Here is a 19,218-nt window from a genome sequence, read left to right as displayed (position 1 = left end):
CGTCCTTAAACCGGCATCTGCATGATGTCTTGATACGCCTGAACCAGCTTGTTACGCACTTGGGTCAAGGCCTGGAACGACACACTGGCCTTTTGCGAGGCGACCATCACATCGGTGAGGTCCACGCCGCTTTTACCGATCTCGAAGGCCGTCGCCAACTGGCTGGACGCCTGCTGGGTATCGCTGACTTTATTGATTGCCTGACCGAGCATGTCGGCAAAATTGCTTTGGCCCAATTCCGGCGCTGGCGCGACGGATTTCGGTTGAGCCATGGCATCCATTTGCATGGCGCGCATATCCAACATCAACCGATTGAACTCAATACCCTGGCTCATGACCTTCTCTCTCCGACGACCCGCAATTTTTTGACACTACGCAGCGGTTACTAGGGGTGGTAGCAACAAGGGTGCCAGCTCTGCAGCAACTCGTAAGAAAAGGCGACAAAGCTTGTCGAACTTGTTACCGCAGTTTTTTTGGCCCTTCTTACCGCCCGTTTTTTTTGTAGGAGCGAGCTTGCTCGCGAAAAACGTGAACGGTAACGCGTGCTTCCAGGATGCCCGCGGCGCCTATGGGTTCTTCGCGAGCAAGCTCGCTCCTACACACGGTATTGGCGCGAGGTCAGGTGGCGAAAAGATAGGCTTCCACGTCCATCCCGGCGTCGCGCATCTGCGCCAGCTTGTAGCGCAAGGTGCGCGGGCTGATGCCCAGGCGCTCGGCCGCCTCTTTGCGGCGGCCGCGTTCGGCGCGCAGGGTGTCGATGATCATCTGGAATTCGCGGCGGCGCAGGTCATCGCCCAGGGCGCCGGCCGATTCCGCCTCGGCGACCACGGGAGCCGGGGCCAGGCTCGGCAGCGGCGCAGCGCCATTGCCCATGGCCAGGCAAAAGTCTTGCGGCTGGATCAAACCGCCTTGCTGCAAAATCAACGCACGCTGGATCGCGTTGTCCAGCTCACGCACGTTGCCCGGCCATGGGTAACTGACCAGGCACGCCTGGGCCTCGGGCGATAAACGCGCCTGGGCATGCTTCATTTTTTTGACGTGGTTGTTCAGCAGGCGCTCGGCCAACGGAATGATATCCGCCGGGCGCTCGCGCAGTGGGCGCCAGGCCAGCGGGAACACCGACAAACGGTAGAACAGGTCTTCACGGAAGCGCCCCGCCGCCACTTCGCCCGCCAGGTCGCGGTTGGTGGTGGCTACCACGCGGATATCCAGCTGGATCGGCTTGCGTGCGCCCACGCGCTCCACTTCACGCTCTTGCAACACGCGCAGCAACTTGGCTTGCAGGCCCAGAGGCATTTCCGAGATTTCGTCGAGCAGGATGGTGCCGCCGTCGGCCTGTTCGAACTTGCCGGCCTGGGCCGCGATGGCGCCGGTGAACGAGCCCTTTTCATGGCCGAACAAGGTGGCTTCGAGCATGTTGTCGGGGATCGCCGCGCAGTTGATCGCAATGAACGGTTGCTTGGCGCGGCCCGATTGCTGGTGGATATACCGCGCCAGCACTTCTTTACCGGTGCCGGACTCGCCGGAAATCAGCACGGTGGAATCACTGCGCGCCACCCGCGCTGCCAGTTCCAGCAATTGCGCGCTGGCCGGCTCAAAGGCAATCGGGCCATCGCCGTCGGCTGCGGGCATCACGCCGAGGGCATGCCGGGCCACCAGCTCGATCAACGCCTTGGGTTCGAACGGCTTGACCAGGTAATCGGCTGCGCCTTGACGCATGGCATCCACCGCCCGCTCCACCGCGCCATGGGCGGTCATCAGCAGCACTGGCAGTTGCGGCTGGCGTACGCGCAGCAGGCCGAGCAACTGGTGGCCGTCCATGCCGGGCATGTTGACGTCGCTGACCACCAGGCTGAAGGCTTCCTGTTCGACCGCCTCCAAGGCTTCCTCGGCAGAGCCGACCGCACGGTAGTAATGGCCCGCCAACAGCAGCGTGTCAGCCAGTGCTTCACGCAGGGCGCGATCGTCTTCCACCAATAAAACCTTGATAGCCATCATCCTCTTACTCCGCGCTTGCCGCGCTGGAAAACAGCGGCAAGGTCATCAATGCACAGGTGCCACGCCCCAGGCGGGAACGCAGCTGCAATTGTCCCTGATGGGCACGGGCCACTGCCTTGACCACGGTCAGGCCCAGGCCAGTGCCGTTGGTCTTGGTGGTAAAAAACGGCTCGCCCAGGCGTTGTAGCACTTGCGGGGCAATACCGCTGCCGCTGTCGCTGACGCACAGGCGCAGGGTTTGCTCGCGGGTGTACAAGTGCACTTTCAGGCGCGCACCTGGGCCACTGGCCTGGGTGGCGTTTTCGATCAGGTTGAGCAGCGCGCCCACCAGGGTGTCGCGGTTGCACAGCAATTCGCCCTGGTGGCTGTCGCATTGCCAACGCAGGTTGGCCTCCTGCACATGGGTCGCCGCTGCCGCTTGCAGGGACTGCATCAAGCCGGCAGGGGTAACGCGATCGGTCAGCGGCAGTTCGCCACGGGCAAACACCAGCATGTCGCGCACCTGGTGTTCCAACTCATGCAAGCGCTCCTTGAGGCGTCCGGCAAAGCGTTGGTGGGTGACCGCGGGCAATTGCTCGTCAGTCAAATGACTGGCGTAGATCAATGCCGCCGACAACGGCGTACGAATCTGATGCGCCAAGGAAGCAACCATCCGCCCCAGGGACGACAGCCGCTCATGGCGGGCCAGTTGATCCTGCAGGTGCCGGGTTTCTGTCAGGTCATTGAGCAGCACAAGCTGGCCCGGCTCGGCGTCCAGGGAACGGGTCGCGATGGACAGCCGGCGCCCGTCCTTGAGGGAGACTTCGTGGCCGTCGTCTTCACGGGGGGCAAAACAGCGGGTGATGACTTCACGCCACAGCTCGCCTTCCAACGGCAGGCCAAGCAGATCGCAGGCCGCCGGGTTGGCTTCGCGCACGCGGCCCTGGTCGTCGATGACGATCACGCCACCGGGCAGCAGGTCCAACAGGTTTTGCAGGCGGTTGGCCAGGCGTTCTTTCTCGGCCAGCTCTTGCATGCGCTGGGCGCTGACCACCGCCAGTTCGCCTTTAAGCTCGGAAACCCGGGCTTCAAGCAGGCTGTAGGAGTCGGTCAGCTGGCTCGACATCTGGTTGAACTGCGAGAACGCATGCTCCAGGCCCTGGCGGGTGGAAGGTTCTACAGGCGAAACCAGCCCCTGGATGGCAGGGGCCGAAGATAGTTGGGCGGCGTGGGGCATGATGCTCTCTCGCTTGGCTGACCGTCAGTTAAACGGAACGTTGCGAGGGCTGTAGCAATACCCGTGCCGAAAAAAATCTACCTATAAATCAGGTAGTTGAAAAACAGGCGTCAATCATCCGCCTGTTCATCCCCTTCTTTGCGGCTCATACCGTACTTGCGCATCTTCTCCACCAGGGTGGTGCGACGGATGCGCAGGCGCTCGGCGGCGCGGGCCACGATGCCATGGGCATCGTCCAGGGCCTGCTGGATCAAGCCTTGTTCCAGGTTGCCAAGGTAGTCCTTCAGGTCCAGGCCTTCAGGCGGCAACATCGCAGTGGCGCCGAAGTCCGGGGTATGGCCGTTGATTGCCACGCGCTCTTCCATATCCGTGCGCAGGCTGTCCAGTTGTTCGTCTTCGTCGTCGACGTAGCGGAATTTCTTCGGCAACTCGACCACGCCGATCACCCCGTACGGATGCATGATCGCCATGCGTTCCACCAGGTTGGCCAGCTCGCGGACGTTGCCCGGCCAGCCGTGGCGGCACAGGGACATGATCGCCGCGGAGTTGAAACGAATGGAGCCACGCTTCTCGTGCTCCATGCGCGAGATCAATTCGTTCATCAGCAACGGGATGTCTTCCACGCGCTCGCGCAGCGGGGCCATTTCGATAGGGAATACGTTGAGGCGGTAGTACAGGTCTTCGCGGAAGCTGCCGACCTCGATCATGCTTTCAAGGTTCTTGTGGGTGGCGGCAATGATGCGCACGTCCACGCTCTGGGTCTTGTTGCTACCCACGCGCTCGAAGGTACGCTCCTGCAACACGCGCAGCAGCTTGACCTGCATCGGCAGCGGCATGTCGCCGATTTCGTCAAGGAACAGGGTGCCGCCATTGGCCAGCTCAAAGCGCCCGGCACGGCTGGTGATCGCCCCGGTAAAGGCGCCCTTCTCGTGGCCGAACAATTCGCTTTCCAGCAGCTCGGCCGGGATCGCCCCGCAGTTGACCGGCACAAAGGGCCCGTCGCGACGTTTGGAGTGATAGTGCAGGTTGCGCGCGACTACTTCCTTGCCGGTGCCCGACTCGCCGAGGATCAGCACGCTGGCGTCGGTGTCGGCCACTTGCTGCATCATCTGGCGCACGTGCTGGATGGCACGGCTGGTGCCGACGAGGCTGCGAAACAGGTTGGGCTCACGGTGACGGCCGCGCTCGCGGGCCTGGTCGTACATCTCGCGATAGACCTGGGCGCGGTGCAGGGAATCGAGCAATTTGCTGTAGCTGGGCGGCATTTCCAGGTTGGACAGCACGCGGCGGCGCTGGTCTTCCGGCAGGTCCACGGAAGAAATATCGCCCATCAGCAACACCGGAAGGAACTCATCCCAGGTAGACAGTGTCTTTAACAAGCCCAGAACTGCGCCAGGAGCGTTTACCGTCCCGATCAATACGCAAATGACTTCACGGCTCGACGACAACGAGCTGACCGCCTGCTGCCAATCGTGGCTGCCGCAGGGTAAATTTTCTTCACCGAGAAAATTTAAAATCACCGCTAAATCGCGGCGGCGGACGCTATCGTCATCGATCAGCAGAATTTTGGTTTCACGCCACATGCAATAGCAACTTCCCTAGTAAAACTTCCTGCCCCGGAATGAGGGCAATCAAGACGTCTGTAAGATTTCTTACCTTCTAGACGTCTGAAATCTGAAAACAGCACTAGTTAAGTCAAAAATGCTGGCACAGTCAAATATATGACGCGCCGTTCGGATTAACTGCGCCCGTTCAACCGAACAGATGGTAAACCTTTGACGCATTTTTCGCTTGGTTGATCTGCGACATCTCTTCGAAAATCGCCTGGCGCTCGCCGGTCGTCACCTCCAGCAACTGCTGGTAAACCGCCAACAGGCTTTCCAGCTTCCCACGCAGCGCATCCTCATCCACCGGCGCTTCGCTCAGCACCTGATCGATCACACTGCGGCAGCCCAGGTCCAGTTCGCTAATAGCGTCCCAGTTGCGCGCAGCCAGCGCGTCGACCAGGGCTTCACGGGTTTCATCAATGCGTTGCAGTGCGTGGCTCATGACGAGTTCCTCAAGGCCCGTGGCCTTATTCTGCTGCGCCTTGTGGCGCGCCGATAGCATCCCAGCCTTCTTTTACGGTAATCATCAATCGAGCGACTTCGTCGATGATCTCGGCGTCGTTTTGCTGGTTAGCCTCCATCAACCGGTTGGTCATGTAGACATAAAGGCTTTCCAACTGCTGAACATAAGCCGGGTTATCACTCTTTTCAGCATCCAGGCCATCGCGCAGCCCGATAACGATGTCGATAGCCTTGCCAAGCATCAAGCCCTTCTGTGCGATGTCACCACGTGCCAGGGCGCCCTTGGCCTGGGACATGCGATCCAGACCACCTTCCATCAGCATCTGCACCAGGCGATGCGGGCTGGCTTCGGAGATCTGCGCGTGGGAATTGACCTTCTGGTATTGGCGAAGGGCTCGCATAGGGTTCATGTTTCTACCTCGTGACAGGCGACAGCGAAAAGGATTCTAGTAACCAATATGTCGACTGGGCCGCAAAAAGCTTTAACACCGGTCGTCCTCCGGTACGAAAAGGCCAGGCAGGTTGCCTGGCCTTTTGCGTAAGTGGCGATCAGTTATTGGTTTTAGGGTTGTTCAAGGCATTGAGCGTGGTCATGACGCTGGTGCTCTGCTGGCGCAGTTGGGCGACCAGGGTGTCCATGGCGTTGTATTTGGCGGAGAGGCTGTTGGTCAGCAGTTCCATGCGCTCATTCAGGGTGTCCTGTTGCTTTGCGATGTCCTTGAGGCTATCGGTCAACGACGTAGACCGCGTTGCCAGAACCCCGGTAGACGCCTTGGCAAAATCATCCGTTGCACTTTTCATGCGCGCCAACATGCCGTCTTTGCCGCTAAACATACTGTTGATATCGGCTGCGTTGGTCTTGACGGCAGCGTCCCACTTTTTGTCATCGATTGTCAGCAAGCCGGTGGTAGAACTTGTGCTCACGCCGAATTGAGCCAACGACTTGAAAGTGCCAGTCCCCGAAAGCGTGTTGAATTCATTGCGGATCGCCGCCTGCAGCGAACGCATGGTCGAGTCCCCGGTCAATGCCGCAGCCGTCGTGCTGCCATCAAGATTCTTGGTGACCTTGGTTTCGGCGTTCATTGCGGTGATCAAGGCGTTGTAGGTATCAATGAAGCCTTTGACTCCGGACTTGAGCGCCGTGTTGTTGGTACTGACGGTGATCAGCGTAGCGTTTTTATCGCCAGAAGTGCCCGTCTTGTAAGTCGAAGGCGCCACCAACTTGATATTCACACCACTGAGCGCCCCCTCGATACTGTTGGTCTTGGACACAGACGCAACACCATCAATGCTGTAAAGCGCATCCTTGGGCACATCGACGACCGTTGAACCCACATCCAGGCCGGAGGTACCCGAAAGCGTAAGGTCGGAGCCGGTCCCCATGGTGGTAGAGGTCAGGATCAATCGGGAACCATTGGAGTCGGTCTGGATGTTGGCACTGAGCCCAGAAGTACCAAACTGGGTATTGATCGAATCCCGCACCTGCTGCAAGGTCGCGCCGACTGGAACATTGACGCTGTAATCCTTGCCCGACTGAGAGATGGTCAAGGTGGTCGGCTTATCCGTAGCGTTCACCACGGCAGAGGTGCCACCGGAGAAGTTCTTGGTGGACAACTTGGAAGCCTGGGCCAACTGGTCAACGATCAGCCGAAAACTACCGTTGGAAGCCGTATTACTGGCGGTCATGGTCGCCGTCTTCTCATCTGACGACGAGCCCGTCAGCCCAGTGAAACTGCTGTCTTTGGACATGGTGTCCAAGGCACCACGAAATGCATCCAACGCCGCTTGAATCTTGCCGATCGAAGACAGCGTGGTGGTCGCCTTCTGGGACGCGGTATTGATCTGCGTCTGCTTGGGCACCTTTTCGGCGTCTACCAAGGACTTCACGATCGCTTGCGTATCGATGTTCGAACCGATACCACTTACCGTTGAACCTGCCATCATCTATCTCCTGTTCGGTGGCTGCCGTAATCTTGACTTACTTGCACCAAGACCTGACAACAACAAGTTTCATGCCAGCTCACACCTTGTCGTCAAACAACACGTTGCTTGCGCTGGAAAGGTTTTGTGCCAGTTTCAACGCCGTTTCCGACGGAATCTGACGGATCACTTCACCACTGTCGGTGGCAATGACCTTGACCACGACCCGATGGGTCGAATCATCAATGGAAAAATCCAGGCTGCGCTGGGCAGCCTGGACGAATTCGCGAATATCGGTTACCGCTTTTTCCAGGTCCGCGCGCTCAGGCTCTTTGCCTGTTGCCGCCACTTCCTGGGCCTTGCTGCTGTTTTGATCGGCAGTCACCTTGGGAGGCGCGCCTTGAGGGGCAACCGGCGGATAAGACTGGTTCAGCTTTACACTCATGTCCATGTCCAATCTCCTCTAAACCGAAAAAACGGAAGGGCACGTAAACGCGCCCTTCCGTTAGTTACCAAGCGCGCTAATTACTGAAGCAGTTTCAGTACAGCGGATGGCAGCTGGTTAGCCTGCGACAGGATCGCGGTGGAAGCCGACTGCAGGGTTTGTTGCTTGGTCAGTTCGGCGGTTTCGGAAGCGAAGTCGACGTCCTGAACGGTGGAACGTGCAGCGGTGGAGTTCTTCTGAATGTTCTGCAGGTTGTCTGCAGTGGTCGTCAGACGGTTCTGGGTAGCACCCAGGCCCGAACGAACGCCGTCGATGGTGCCGATGGCCTTGTCGATTACTGCCAAGGCGTTTTGGGCGTTGGTAGCGTCGGTCACGTCGGTGTTAGCGATGGTGGTTTTAGTCGACGAAACGGTTGCACCCGCGAACAAGTCCGAAACACCAGTAGCAGCGTCGCTCAGGGAGTAGCCCTTAGCCGAATCCAGAGAAACCTGACCGGTCACAACGATTGCAGGAGCACCCAGAGCGGCTGGGGTGGCGAATGCGCCAGCACCGTCTTTTGCGCCAACCTTGATGTTCGCCTGGGCGTTGGTATCAGCACCCGAGAACGACAGGTTTTCGCCGGAATCCGACTTAACCGACAGGGTTTTGTTGGCTTCGTCGTAGTTAACGCTGATGCCCAGTTTGGCAGCGTTGGACTTCAGTTGGTCAGCAAGGCCGGCCAGGTCGGTTACACCGACGAAATCGACAGCAGTACCGCTACCTACAGCCAGCTTGAAGTTCGACGGAGTTGCAGCGCCTACTTCCAGCTTGACTTCAGTGCTGGCGGTAGCGGTCAGGCCACCGATCGAACCGTTCAGGCCCGCAGCGATGTCTTTAGCCGATGCGCCTGCACCGTAAGTGACGGTTTTGCTTTGGCCGTTGCCGGTAACAGTGATGTCGCCGCCAGCCAGGCCAGTTGCGCTAGGCGCGATGGCCTTGGTTTTGATCTGCTGCGAACCAATGTTGTTCGCCGCAACGTTTTCCAGGCTCAGGTTGATAGTTTCGTTGGCATTGGCGCCAACCTGGATAGCCTTGGTACCGTACGAACCGTCCAGCAGCTTCTGGCCACCGAAAGTAGTGGTTTGCGAGATACGGGTCAGTTCCGAAGTCAGGGCCTGGTATTCGTCGTTGTTCGACTTACGGTCGTCGGCGCTCAGGGAGCCGGTAGCCGAGGACAGGGCCAGGGTACGCATTTTTTGCAGGATGTCGGTCGAAGCCTGCATCGCGCCTTCAGCGGTCTGAGCGATGGAGATGCCGTCGTTCACGTTTTTTACAGCTTGGCCCAGGCCGTTGATTTGGCTGGTCAGGCGGTTAGCGATCTGCAGGCCGGCAGCGTCGTCTTTAGCGCTGTTGATACGCAGGCCGGAAGACAGGCGCTGCATGGAAGTGGCCAGGGCGCCGCCAGCTTTGTTCAGGTTGCCCTGAGTCGTGATGGAAGCAATGTTGGTGTTTACTGTTAAAGCCATGACGAAATCCTCGTTGGATGGATACTGCGGCTTCCGGCCCTGGCAACCGCCGGGTGTGGCCTGAGAACCTACGTAATAGTTATCGTCGTGGTAGCCGGTTGCTTGAGGTTTTTTTTGATTTTTTTTACTAGCCCTGTGCCAGCCTTTGTATTTCAAGGGCTTATAGAGGCGTGAAACGCCAGTAATCACGGGTTACTGGCGCCAAAACTTCGCCTTCAAAACGTCCCCCCCCTGTAGGAGCGAGCTTGCTCGCGAAGAACGTTAACGATGACGCGGGCATTCAGAATGCACGCGGTGCCCTCAGGTTCTTCGCGAGCAAGCTCGCTCCTACAGGGGGCGCAAAAAAAACGCCGATGATCATTCGATCATCGGCGTTTTTCATGAAGCCGCTAAAGCATCACGGACGATAGAGAATCGCCGAGCCCCACGACAGGCCCACGCCAAAGCCGCTGATTGCCACGCGCTTCCAGGTGGCGTCCATCACGTGCTTTTCCAACAGCAGCGGGATGCTCGACGACACGGTGTTGCCGGTCTCGACCATGTCCTTGATGAACTTGTCCACCGGCGCCTCTTCAAAACGACGTGCCACGGCATCGACGATGGCCGCGCTGCCCTGGTGAATGCAGAACGCATCAATGTCATCCGCCTTCAGGTCCGACTCGCCGAGCAGCTCGTGCAAGTGTGCCGGCACCTTGAGCAAGGCGAAGTTGAACACCTGGCGACCGTTCATGAAGAACACGCCGTCGCTGACCTTAAGGTGCGGCGCGCCGGAGCCGTCGGTGCCGAACTTGGATTTGCCCAGCAACCACGGCGCATCCTCGCCCATCCAGGTGGCGGTGGCGGCGTCGCCGAACAGCATGGTGGTGTTGCGGTCTTCCGGGTCGACGATTTTGGAATACGGGTCAGCGGTGATCAGCAGGCCGTTTTTCAGGCCGGCCGCTTCCATGAAGCCCTTCATCGCGTAGATGCCGTAGACGTAGCCGGAGCAGCCCAGGGAGATATCAAAAGCGGCAACATGAGTCGGCAGGCCCAGTTTGTCCTGGACGATAGCGGCAGTGTGGGGCAAGCCCTCTTCATCGCCGTTCTGGGTAACGACGATCAGCGCGTCGATGGACTCGCGCTTCAAATCCGGGTTATTGGCAAACAATGCATTGACTGCTTCGACGCACAGATCGGAAGTCTCCTGTGCAGCTTCCTTGCGCGGCAGGAACGCCGAACCGATCTTGCCGATGATGAACTCTTCATCCTTGGCGAACTTGGCACCCTGGGCGTAGTTATCGATCCCGTCTGCCGGCACGTAACTGGCGATGCTTTTTATGCCAATCATTGTGGCTTCCCAATACTAAATAGCTGGAGAACACCCCTCGGGCTGCGCCGGGAGTGCTGATAATAAAGGGGATAACCCCATGAAAATCTCGCTGAAAGCCGCCCGATAAAGGCCCTGTGACGACTTATCCTTTTCACACGATACAGTGAAGATGCGCTTTATGACTCACAGGTCACTCAATTTTGTGCGCTTTGTGCAAAATCCGGCAACATTTCCAGGCCAGAAACGACAACGGCCTCCCCTGTCGCCAGGGGAGGCCGTTGTTCATTACGACGATTACATGCGGCTGAACAGGTTCAACTGGGAGATTTTAACGAACGCCAGTTGCGAGGCCTGCAACATGGTTTGCTGCAACGTGAGGTTGATCGCCGCCTCACCCATGTCAATGTTCGCCAGATCGCTCATGGTGCTTTTGTTTGCCGTACCGATACTGGTGTTTTCCGCCGACTGGATATCCAGCGCGGCTTCGCGGGCCCCGATGGAACCGCGCACGTTGTCGACCTGGGCACGTGAATTGGCAAAATTACTGATGGAAGCGTCGAGCACATCCTTGAGCTTGACCATCGCCGCCGGATTGCCGTCGGCCGGTTGCTCCAGCGCCTTGCGCAGTTGGCTCAGGGTATCCAGCGCGTTCTGGGTCTTGGCGGTGCTGGCAGCGACCGCAAACTGATCGCCGGCTTGCGGCGTGCCGCTTACATCAAAGGTCACGCCTGCTGCCGTCACGGTCGTACCGCCCCCTGTGTCGCCGGTTGCGATCGCTTTGCTGTCGGCACTGTAGGGCTGGGCATAGACTTCATACGCCGTGCCACTGGTGAACTTGATCACCGCCCCGCTGTTAGCCGGGAAGGTACTGGCATAGGCGGCCGGGTTGCTCACCTGCGCATTCGTCAGCTGCGCAGTGGACGCATTGCTGGGAGTGCGCGAAACGCTGAAGGTGTCGGGCTTGGCGGCCAGGCTGAACGAACGGTCCTTGACCAGGGCATCGGCGTCCGGCCCCGTGGCAATATCCTTGAGGTCCACCGCAATATCAAAGTTCACGCCACGCAGGCTCACGGTGGAGCCGCCTTCCTTGGTGGAGTCAAAGGTGCCGTTGCCAGGAATTTCCGACGTGATGTCGTTGCCGTTCTTGTCGGAGACCTTGTATTGGGTGCTGCTGGTAAAGGTCAGCTTGTAAGGCTCGCCATCGGCGAATTTATTCGTGTAGTCCGGGCCTGAAGTCACCAGGCCGGCCGACACTGAGACTTTATGATCATTGGGCACTGGCGCCGTTGCCGGCGGCACGATTGCAGGTGCAATCCAGGTCGCCTGGGTGCGGCCCGAGTTAACGGCACCGTCCATGATGCTCTTGCCGGTGTCACCGGCACTGACTCTCAGGGAATCGGAAACCTGCAGGCTCAGCGGCGTTTCATCACCCTGATAAGTGTAGGTACCGTCGCTGTTACGGCTGTAGGGCGGCGTCGAGGTCTTGGAGCCGGAAAACAGATAGTTGCCCGAGGAATCCTTACTGTTAAGCAACCCCAGCACCTGGTCTTCAAGCGCACCGATCTGGCCGGCAATCGACTTGCGGTCGGCATCGCTGCGCGAACCGCCCGCTTCAATGGCCAGGGTACTGGCCGCCTGCAGTGCCTCGTTGATTGCACCTAATACGCTTTCCTCGTTGGTCAACGAGTTCTTCAAACTGGTGATATTGCCGTTGAACTGCCCGAGCATGTCCTTCTGCTGTTGCAGCAACAACAACCTTGCCGCCGCCACGGGGTCATCCGCTGCGGTCTGCACGCGCACACCGGAACTGGCCTGCTCCTGGGCCTTCACCACGCTGGAGTAGTTGTCCGTGTACTTGGCGGCACTGGTTTCAAAATACTGTGCAGTGGAAATACGCATCGTCCCAGACTCCCTTAAAGACTATTGATCAGCGTGCTGAAGGTTTCTTGCGCAGCCTTGATGATCTGCGACGACGCGGTGTAGTACTGCTGGAATTTGATCATGTCGCCCGCCTCTTCATCGAGGTTGACCTGGGACACGGAGTTGCGCGCATCCTGGTTGGCCTTGAGCAAGGCGCCCGTGGCCGTGGTGTCGGTATTGGCCGACGCGGCCTTGGCCCCGACGGTCGACACCAGGCGGCTGTTGGCCGCCACCAGGCTCACTCCGCCGCCACTGCCATCGGACAGGCCGACCGTGGCTTTGGTCTGCAGGTCGAGCAACGCCTGGGCGTTACGGTTATCCGACTTGCCTGAGGCGTTGAAGGAAAACGTGGTGCTGTCCCCAGCGGCGGGCGACCCTGCGACAGTCGTATCGAACTTGAAGCTTTTGGCCGGCACCAGCAGCGCGCCGTTGGCATCACGCATCGGCACGTCGACCGTGATTTTGTTGCCTTGGCCCGGAACAATGGTGCCGGTCCCAATCGGGTTGCCCTGGGCATCGTTGAGCGTGTAGCCCTGGGTACCGTCGGCAGCCGGCTTGCCGAACACCATCTTCACTGGCATCGAGTGCTCGATGCCGGTACGCAGTTGCGCGGTATCGGCGCCGCCATGAATATCGATAGGCAGGGTCAGGGTCGGCGGTGTAAAGGTGCCGGTACCCTGATTGGTCTTGCTGCCCTCGCCCAGCAATGGCCCGGCGAACGCGATTTTATTGGCGTCCGTCAGGGCGGTGCCGATGTTGGCGGCACCGCTGGCGGTAGGGCTGACTTTGAAACTATCGCCCGCCGCCATCGGCCCCTTGCCATCCAGCGCCAGGGTGAAACCATCGATCACCGGCGGCGGCGCGGTATTGGTGTCGAACGCGCCCATGGCCTTGCCGTCGGAACGCACGACCGTGTAGTTATTGCCGCTGGTAAAGGTCACTTTGTAGTCGTAGGTCGACAGCTTGCTGGTATCGGCAATGGTCACGTTCAAATTGCCGGAGCCGGTGCTGTTGCCCAGCGCACCCTGACTGCGCTGGGCAATGGCCGCCGCGCTGTTGATGTCCTTGAACAGCGATGAACCGAAGTCACCGTTCAAGTCCAGGCCCTGGCCCAGTTGACTGTTGATGGTATCGGCTGTCGCCAGGGCAATACGCCCCAAGTCATTGATGGCCGGCATCAGGGCATCACTGCGATAACGCAGCAGGCCGCCGATACTGCCCCCACTGAGCACGTTGCCCAGATCGATCGTCGTACTGCCGCCGGCATTGAGCACAATGGTGTACTGGCTCGGGTCACTCGCGCTCGGCACTGCCGAGAGGGTGTTGGACTGGTCGCCCAATACCAAGGATTGGCCGCTGCCGGTACTGACGCTGAACACGCCATTCTTTTCACTGGTGGTCACCCCCACCAGCTCATTGAGCGAGCGCACCGCCTCGTTACGGGCATCCAGGAGATTGGCAGGCGCACTGTTGCTTGAGCCCTGGGCCAGGGTGATCTGCTTGTTGAGCGAAGCAATCGAGGAGGTCAACTGGTTGACCTGGTCGCTCATGGTGCTCAATTGGCCATTGATCGACTCTTTCTGCTGAGTCAACTGACCGGAAATCGCATTGAAACGGTTACTCAGGGTCTGGGCGCTGGTCAGCAGCACTTGCCGGGCAGATACGTCACTGGGGTTGGCCGCCGAGGTCTGCACAGCGGCAAAAAACGCGCTTAGTACCGAAGACATGCCGGTTGTCTTGTCCGACAAGGTCTTGTCGATGGCACTGGCCTGGCTGGAATAAGCCTTGGCATCGTTATTGAGCGCCGTGCTGTTCTGGTAGGCCGCGTCCAGAAACTCGTTATAGACCCGACGCACATCCGCCAGCGTCGTGCCGCTGCCAATGTACACACCGCCGTACGGGTTATTGGCACTCGCATTCTGCGTGGTCTGCTGGCGCGAATAACCCGAGGTGTTGGCGTTGGCGATGTTATTACTCAAGACCGACAACGATCCTTGAGCGGCATTGAGCCCTGACATCCCGATACTGAGCAAACTCATGGTTCAGACCTTATAAATGTGTGGTTGCGCCAGCGGCAGCGTAGTTCTGGTAACTGTTCATGTTTTTTGCGATCTGCGAAATCTTGCTGGCGTAATCCGGGTCGGTTGCATAACCGGCTTTTTGCAACTCGCGTACAAACTGTTCCGGGTTGTCGGCTGATTTCACAACTTCTTTATAGCGATCATGGCTTTGCAGCAGGGTCACGAGGTCGTGGAAGCTGTCCTGGTAGGAGCTGTAGGAACGGAACTGCGCCGTTTCCTTGACCATCGCACCATCGCGAAACTCGCTGGTGATCGCCCGAGCCTGACCGCCCTGCCAGCTCTGGCCGGCCTTGATGCCGAACAGGTTGTGGCTGCTGCTGCCGTCCTCGGCGCGCATCACCGATTTGCCCCAGCCGGTTTCCAGTGCGGCCTGGGCCACCAGGTACTTGGGGTCGATACCGATACGTGCGGCGGCGGCCTTGGCCATCGGCAGCATGGTGGCGACAAATTCATCCTGGGAGCTGAAGGCTTTCTTCGCCGGCGCCAGCGGTGGTTGAGCAATGGCGCGGCCATACACCTGCATGCGCCCGCTCGGCACGGCAAAGCTACGCGCACTGCTATTGATGACCGTGTCGTCGGCAGCGCTGTTACGCAGGGGCGCGGCTTTGGCTTCGACCGGGGCGGTCGGCACGATGCCCGCCAGCAGGCGGTCGGCCAACTTGCTGGGCAAGGCGATACGGCGCTGATTCATCAGCTCCATGTCGTTGGCATGAGTACTGGCCCCCTCAGGCACAGCCACGCGATATGCCCACAAAGGCCGCTGGCCATTGGAGCGGCCCAACGGGCCTTCAGCCTGGGTACCGGCAGCAATCTCGGTCGGCACATCGACTTTCTTCACCGGCACATCTGCAGCCGGGCCTTGCAAGGTGGCGGCCTGGGCCTGCACCGGTTTGTTCTTCTGCATCTGGCGCATCAGCACATCGGCCAGGCCGATACCGCCACCTTCGCGGGACATCGACACCGCCAGTTGCTGGTCGTACATTTCCTGGTACTGCTTGGCGGCCGGAGTGTTCAATGGGTTGTCCTTGCCCAGGGCCTCGGTGGCCGAACGCATGGACTTGAGCATCTCGTTCAAAAACAGCGACTCGAATTCCTGCGCCACTTTGCGCAGGTTGCCTTCGCTGTTTTTGTCGTCGCCCACCTTGAGCTGGTTAAGCCGGTTCAGGTCGGAGTAAGACCCCGAATCCGCCGTGCTGCTGATACCGCTCTTGCGCATATCCATGGCCATGGCCTCAGATCACGATCAGGTCGGCTTGCAACGCGCCGGCCTGCTTCAAAGCTTCGAGGATCGCCATCAAGTCGCCGGGCGCGGCGCCCACCTGGTTCACCGCACGGACAATCTCGTCCAGGGTGGTGCCGGGGCCGAACTTGAACATTGGCTTGGCTTCTTGCTGGGCATTGACGCGCGAACGCGGGACCACGGCAGTCTGGCCACCGGACAACGGCCCCGGCTGGCTGACGATCGGGTCTTCGGTGATGGTCACCGTCAGGCTGCCGTGGGTCACCGCCGCCGGCGAGACCTTGACGTTCTGGCCGATCACGATGGTGCCAGTGCGCGAATTGATGATGACTTTGGCCACGGCCTGGCCGGGGTCGACCTCAAGGTTTTCCAGAATCGACAGGTAGTCAACACGCTGGCTTGGGTCCAGCGGCGCAGTGACACGAATCGAGCCGCCATCGATGGCCTGGGCCACGCCAGGGCCGAGCATGTCGTTGATCTTGTCGACCACGCGCTTGGCGGTGGTGAAGTCGGAGCGGTTGAGGTTCAGGGTCAGGCTGTTGCCCTGGTTGAAACCACTCGGCACGGTGCGCTCAACCGTGGCGCCACCAGGGATACGCCCGGCCGACGGCACGTTGACGGTGATCTTCGAACCGTCGCGGCCTTCGGCATCAAAACCGCCCACTACCAGGTTGCCCTGGGCGATGGCGTAGACGTTGCCGTCGATACCTTTGAGCGGCGTCATCAGCAAGGTGCCGCCGCGCAGGCTCTTGGAGTTACCCATGGACGACACGGTGATGTCCACCACCTGCCCCGGCTTGGCGAACGCGGGCAGATCAGCGCTGATCGACACCGCCGCGACGTTCTTCAACTGCACGTTGCCCGAGCCTGGCGGCACCTTGATGCCGAACTGCGAGAGCATGTTGTTGAAGGTTTGCAGGGTGAACGGCGTCTGGGTGGTCTGGTCACCCGTACCATTGAGCCCCACCACCAGGCCATAGCCGATCAACTGGTTGGAGCGCACGCCGGAAATACTGGCGATGTCCTTCAGGCGCTCGGCCTGGGCCACAGCGCTCAAGGCCAACAAGAGCCCCATCGCCATCAGCTGTTTGAACTTCAAAATGGCCACCTAGAAAGGGAACAGCGGGCTGAGGAAGAAGCGGTCGAACCAGCCCGGCTGGCTCGCATCGGCAAACGAACCGGTGCCCGAGTAGGTAATGCGGGCATCGGCAATGCGCGTCGACGGCACGGTGTTGTCGGTGGAGATGTCATCGGCGCGGACCATGCCGGCGATGCGCACCAGCTCGTCGCCGGTGTTGAGGGTCATCCACTTTTCACCGCGCACGGCAATGATGCCGTTGGGCAATACGTCGGCGACGGTCACGGTGATCGAACCGGTCAGGCTGTTGCCCTGCCCGGCCGCGCTCTTGCCGTTGGTGGCGCGGTCGCCGCTGTAGCCGGCGTCCAGGCTCAGGTCACCACCGCCCAGCGGGTTGTTGGTGTTCAGGCCACCGCCGAACAGCGAGGTCAGGCCGATGCTGGTCTTGCTGTTCTTGCCGATCTGCGAGTTGGCGTTCTTGCTGGCCTGGGTCTTCTCGTTCAGGGTGATGGTGATGATGTCACCGACCCGGAACGCCTTGCGGTCGCTGTACAGGTTCTGCTCGAACCCGGCCTGGTAGATCGAGCCATTGTTAGCCGCCGCCGGCAGCGGCGTGCGTGGCAACACCGGCGCGTAGTACGGGTCATTGGGCTTTGGCGTGGGGGCGACACAGCCCGCAAGCACGGCGATCCCACTCAATGCCAACACACAAACATAGCGATTCATGACCCTAACCTCACGGTGTTGCAGGCACCCTCAAGGGCGCCCCATAGACTGATTACAGATTCTGCGTAACGAACGAAAGCATCTGGTCGGCGGTGGAAATCACCTTGGAGTTCATCTCGTAGGCGCGCTGGGTGGTGATCATGTTGACCATCTCCTCAACGGTGCTGACGTTGGAGGTTTCCAGGGTGCTTTGCAGCGTGGTGCCGAAGCCGTTCAAGCCAGGGGTGCCGATTTGCGGCGCGCCACTGGAGGCGGTTTCCAGGAACAGGTTGTTGCCCATCGCCTGCAGGCCGGCCGGGTTGATGAAGTCGGCGGTTTGCAGGTTGCCGATCACTTGGGACGCCGGGTTGCCAGCGACGGTGATGGACACGGTGCCGTCGTTGCCGACGGTGAAGGTCTTGGCGTCGGGTGGCACGACTACGGCAGGCTCGAGGGCGAAACCGTTGGCGGTCACGATCTGGCCGTTGGAGTCCAGGTGGAAGGTGCCGTCACGGGTGTAAGAGGTGGTGCCATCCGGCTGCAGCACCTGGAAAAAGCCGCGGCCATTGATCGCCATGTCCAGGGGCTGGCCGGTTTGCTGCAGGTTACCGGCGCTGAAGTTTTTCTGGGTGCCGACGATCTGCACACCGGTACCCAGTTGCAGGCCCGACGGCAGTTCGCTGTCCTGGGTCGATTGGGCGCCCGGTTGCTTCTTGATCTGATAGAGCAAGTCCTGGAACTCGGCGCGATCACGTTTGAAGCCCGTGGTCGACACGTTCGCCAGGTTGTTGGAAATGGTCGTCAGGTTGGTGTCCTGGGCGGACAGGCCTGTCTTGGCAACCCATAGAGCCGGAAGCATGCTGTTCTCCTTCGTGCGCCGGATGGTTGGCGCTGCGTTGCAAATTAGTTAGTGGGCTTGAATCAGCTCATCTGCATGACGCGCGTCATGGCCTGGTCGTCTTCTTTAGCGCTGTTCATCATCTTGATGTGCAACTCGAACTGCTTGGCCAGCGCCAGCACCGCGGTCATTTCTTCCACGGCATTGACGTTGCTCGCCTGCAAGAAACCCGAGGTCAGCCGCACGTTCGCGTCGGCCTGGGCCGGCTGGCCATCCTTGGTGTGGATGGTGCCGTCCAGGCCCTTGGTCATGTTCTTGAGGTCAGGCTGGACCATCTTGATGCGGTCCACTTCCGCCATCACCCGCGGGCCTTCGCCCATGGCACGGATGCTGATGGTGCCGTCCGAACCCACTTCGATTTTCTGCTGGGGCGGCACGGCAATCGGGCCACCGTTGCCCATGATCGGCATACCGTTGCCGGCCCGCAGCACGCCCAGGGCGTCCACGTTCATGCTGGCGCTGCGCACATAGGCTTCGCCGCCATCCGGGGTTTGCACGGCCATCCAGCCGTCGCCGCTGACGGCCACGTCGAGGTCGCGGCCGGTTTCGATCATCGCACCCGGGGAAAAGTCAGTGGCCGGCCGCTCGGTCATGGCAAACGCCCGCGCCGGAAAGCTGTCACCGAACACCGGCATCGAACGCGCCTGTTCCAGGTCGCGCTGAAAGCCGTTGGTGGAAATGTTCGCCAGATTGTTGGCATGGGCCTTCTGCGCCAGTGCATTCTGGCTGGCGCCGGTCATTGCCACATAAAGGTACTTGTCCACGCTCTATCCTCTTTCTGACGGACGCTTGCCGCCCACCGCTGTACTGAGGTGGCTTAAGCAATTTGCGAAC

At 59.9% G+C, this 19,218-nt stretch carries 17 protein-coding genes; all 17 read right to left on the bottom strand.

What is annotated here, in order from left to right; genetic code table 11:
• Positions 1–5: 5 nt before the first annotated feature.
• The 17 genes from fliE to DK871_RS06325 all read right to left on the bottom strand — a co-directional run bounded on the left by fliE (position 6) and on the right by DK871_RS06325 (position 19,148).
• Positions 6–335 (bottom strand): flagellar hook-basal body complex protein FliE, encoded by a 330-nt coding sequence (gene fliE / locus DK871_RS06405; RefSeq protein ID WP_003192959.1) that lies wholly within the window; start codon positions 333–335, stop codon positions 6–8.
• A 283-nt stretch (positions 336–618) separates the two neighbouring features.
• On the bottom strand, positions 619–1,995 hold the full coding sequence (locus DK871_RS06400; protein WP_161904478.1) for a sigma-54 dependent transcriptional regulator: 1,377 nt from the start codon (positions 1,993–1,995) through the stop codon (positions 619–621).
• A 7-nt stretch (positions 1,996–2,002) separates the two neighbouring features.
• Positions 2,003–3,214, bottom strand: a complete 1,212-nt coding sequence (locus tag DK871_RS06395; protein WP_161904411.1) for a PAS domain-containing sensor histidine kinase — start codon at positions 3,212–3,214, stop codon at positions 2,003–2,005.
• A 110-nt stretch (positions 3,215–3,324) separates the two neighbouring features.
• Positions 3,325–4,797 carry a sigma-54 dependent transcriptional regulator gene (locus DK871_RS06390; RefSeq protein WP_161904410.1) on the bottom strand — a complete coding sequence of 491 codons (1,473 nt, stop codon included), beginning with the start codon at positions 4,795–4,797 and terminating at the stop codon, positions 3,325–3,327.
• Between the two features lie 169 nt (positions 4,798–4,966).
• Positions 4,967–5,263 (bottom strand): flagellar protein FliT, encoded by a 297-nt coding sequence (locus tag DK871_RS06385; protein ID WP_034126783.1) that lies wholly within the window; start codon positions 5,261–5,263, stop codon positions 4,967–4,969.
• A gap of 25 nt (positions 5,264–5,288) precedes the next feature.
• Complete coding sequence (gene fliS, locus DK871_RS06380) at positions 5,289–5,693, bottom strand: flagellar export chaperone FliS (RefSeq protein WP_054898643.1); 405 nt, start codon at positions 5,691–5,693, stop codon at positions 5,289–5,291.
• A gap of 139 nt (positions 5,694–5,832) precedes the next feature.
• Positions 5,833–7,224, bottom strand: coding sequence for a flagellar filament capping protein FliD (gene fliD, locus DK871_RS06375; RefSeq protein WP_161904409.1), 1,392 nt, complete (start codon positions 7,222–7,224; stop codon positions 5,833–5,835).
• Positions 7,225–7,303: 79 nt separating this feature from the next.
• Positions 7,304–7,654, bottom strand: a complete 351-nt coding sequence (locus DK871_RS06370; RefSeq protein ID WP_161904408.1) for a flagellar protein FlaG — start codon at positions 7,652–7,654, stop codon at positions 7,304–7,306.
• 74 nt (positions 7,655–7,728) lie between these two features.
• Positions 7,729–9,153, bottom strand: a complete 1,425-nt coding sequence (locus tag DK871_RS06365) for a flagellin (RefSeq protein WP_161904407.1) — start codon at positions 9,151–9,153, stop codon at positions 7,729–7,731.
• A 397-nt stretch (positions 9,154–9,550) separates the two neighbouring features.
• On the bottom strand, positions 9,551–10,480 hold the full coding sequence (locus DK871_RS06360; RefSeq protein ID WP_161904406.1) for a ketoacyl-ACP synthase III: 930 nt from the start codon (positions 10,478–10,480) through the stop codon (positions 9,551–9,553).
• 276 nt (positions 10,481–10,756) lie between these two features.
• Positions 10,757–12,361, bottom strand: coding sequence for a flagellar hook-associated protein 3 (locus tag DK871_RS06355; protein ID WP_161904405.1), 1,605 nt, complete (start codon positions 12,359–12,361; stop codon positions 10,757–10,759).
• A 14-nt stretch (positions 12,362–12,375) separates the two neighbouring features.
• Entirely contained in the window at positions 12,376–14,421 is a 2,046-nt protein-coding gene (flgK, locus tag DK871_RS06350; RefSeq protein ID WP_161904404.1) for a flagellar hook-associated protein FlgK, read from the bottom strand.
• Between the two features lie 10 nt (positions 14,422–14,431).
• On the bottom strand, positions 14,432–15,691 hold the full coding sequence (gene flgJ / locus DK871_RS06345) for a flagellar assembly peptidoglycan hydrolase FlgJ (RefSeq protein ID WP_161904403.1): 1,260 nt from the start codon (positions 15,689–15,691) through the stop codon (positions 14,432–14,434).
• A gap of 4 nt (positions 15,692–15,695) precedes the next feature.
• Entirely contained in the window at positions 15,696–16,805 is a 1,110-nt protein-coding gene (locus DK871_RS06340; RefSeq protein ID WP_161904477.1) for a flagellar basal body P-ring protein FlgI, read from the bottom strand.
• A gap of 6 nt (positions 16,806–16,811) precedes the next feature.
• A complete protein-coding gene (gene flgH, locus DK871_RS06335; RefSeq protein WP_034126774.1) occupies positions 16,812–17,507 on the bottom strand; it encodes a flagellar basal body L-ring protein FlgH in 696 nt (231 codons plus the stop codon).
• A 52-nt stretch (positions 17,508–17,559) separates the two neighbouring features.
• Positions 17,560–18,345 carry a flagellar basal-body rod protein FlgG gene (gene flgG / locus DK871_RS06330; protein WP_003192986.1) on the bottom strand — a complete coding sequence of 262 codons (786 nt, stop codon included), beginning with the start codon at positions 18,343–18,345 and terminating at the stop codon, positions 17,560–17,562.
• A 62-nt stretch (positions 18,346–18,407) separates the two neighbouring features.
• Positions 18,408–19,148 carry a flagellar basal body rod protein FlgF gene (locus DK871_RS06325; protein ID WP_003192988.1) on the bottom strand — a complete coding sequence of 247 codons (741 nt, stop codon included), beginning with the start codon at positions 19,146–19,148 and terminating at the stop codon, positions 18,408–18,410.
• Between the last annotated feature and the right edge of the window lie 70 nt (positions 19,149–19,218).

The sequence above is a fragment of the Pseudomonas sp. L13 genome (assembly GCF_009935965.1).
Classification (GTDB): domain Bacteria; phylum Pseudomonadota; class Gammaproteobacteria; order Pseudomonadales; family Pseudomonadaceae; genus Aquipseudomonas; species Aquipseudomonas lactis.
This window is presented reverse-complemented; position numbering and strand designations above follow the sequence as displayed.